The sequence below is a fragment of the Mycobacterium parascrofulaceum ATCC BAA-614 genome (assembly GCF_000164135.1).
In the GTDB taxonomy this organism is placed as follows: Bacteria; Actinomycetota; Actinomycetes; order Mycobacteriales; family Mycobacteriaceae; genus Mycobacterium; species Mycobacterium parascrofulaceum.
Genome location: NZ_GG770614.1, coordinates 1 through 1329, shown reverse-complemented (window position 1 = coordinate 1329; position 1329 = coordinate 1). Strand labels below are relative to the sequence as shown.

Genomic DNA, 1329 nt, shown 5'->3' with positions numbered 1-1329 from the left:
GCCACCGGCGGGAACTCAAGTGACCCCCGTCGCATTGCCACAGTGTCCGGCCGAGTGGGTGGTATTCCCGACGGCCCGCCAGTCCGACCGGGTTATCGTCTACTTCCACGGCTCGGCGCTGGTGACTTTGGGTCTCAATTCGCATCGGCGGTTTGTCGGTAAGCTCTCCCAAGAGACCGGCGCGCGGGTATTCAATGTCGGTTACCGGCTGGCCCCGCAGGCCCGCCTTGAGGATGCCGTGTCCGACGGGCTCGACGCCTACCGCTACGTTATGTCGCTCGGCTTTTCAGCGGATCGCATTGTGCTAGCAGGAGATTCGGCCGGTGGCATGGTGGCTGCCGGTACCGCACTGGCCGCCCGCGACAGCGGGCTGCCGGTGCCTGCGGGTCAGGCGCTGATGTCACCGCTGACGTCGTCGGATATGGGGCTGAAGTACCGGGCCCTCAAAGACCATCGCGACGTGATGTTTCCGTTCATGACGGTGAAGTTCCTCTATGACGTCTTCGGTACTGTCAACGGCACCCGGGCGGCGCCAGTGATGCCGTCGGAGGCCGATCTGCATGGCCTTGGCCCATTTTTGCTCCAGGTTGGCACCCACGAGATGCTGCTCAATGACACCCTCACGCTGGCCGACCGGCTGCGGGCTCACGGCGTACCAGTGTGGGTGCAGCAGTGGCACAAGGCGATGCACATGTTCCAGCTCGGTTTCGACGTCAACCCAGATGCGCTTCGCGCGGTTGAGGAGGTGGCGATGTTTATCCGTCATCTCACCACCGCGCCGGAAAAGAACAGCGCATAATCCGCCCATCGCGCAGGTCGTGGAACATAGAGCAGCCAGTAGCGCAGGGCTTCAAGTGCGGCGCGGACCAAGACGCCGGTCGCAGCACGAGGTGGACGACGAACGGGTTGTCGAGGTCAAGCGGATCAGGACCGCCGCGACGCTATCCCCGCCGACGCAATTGAGAGCTCGTTGCCTGCGCTCGGCCGTTCGGGATCACTGGATATGCTGTTGGCCGCCTACTCGCTGGTGGCCACCCTCTGGCAGACGCCAACCCGCCAGAGCGGCTCACCGATGTCTACGCAAAGGGCGCGCAAGTCGTTCCGCCCGAGTGGAATCTGGGCTTCGCGTCCGCCTTGACCCGCCTGCTGACCGCCAGGTGCATCGGCCTCATCTCTGAAACCTCATGAACAGAAAAGGAGACCAGGACGCAGTGGCTTGGCGAACTGCAACCGGTGAAAACGATGCCAACCTTGTCGATGGCCGGGAACCAGGCGAGACCGCGCAGCCTTCCGCCGGCAATGGCTTTGCGCCAAACGCTAAGTTGCGAT

General features: G+C 63.5%; 2 protein-coding genes and 1 pseudogene. 2 read left to right on the top strand and 1 reads right to left on the bottom strand.

All coding sequences use genetic code 11. The features are described 5' to 3' along the window. Together HMPREF0591_RS29830 and HMPREF0591_RS34300 are read left to right on the top strand one after the other, a co-directional pair. Positions 1-799, top strand: a 799-nt coding sequence (locus HMPREF0591_RS29830) for an alpha/beta hydrolase (RefSeq protein WP_040624523.1), incomplete at its 5' end; no start/stop codon positions are given. An 82-nt stretch (positions 800-881) separates the two neighbouring features. Further along, a pseudogene (locus HMPREF0591_RS34300) lies at positions 882-1188 on the top strand (TetR/AcrR family transcriptional regulator); the annotation flags it as partial. Here the strand turns inward: HMPREF0591_RS34300 and HMPREF0591_RS33590 are convergent. Beyond that, positions 1077-1329 (bottom strand): hypothetical protein (locus HMPREF0591_RS33590; protein ID WP_040624522.1); only part of this gene is annotated, 253 nt, incomplete at its 5' end. The pseudogene HMPREF0591_RS34300 and the gene HMPREF0591_RS33590 sit on opposite strands and share 112 nt — an antisense overlap.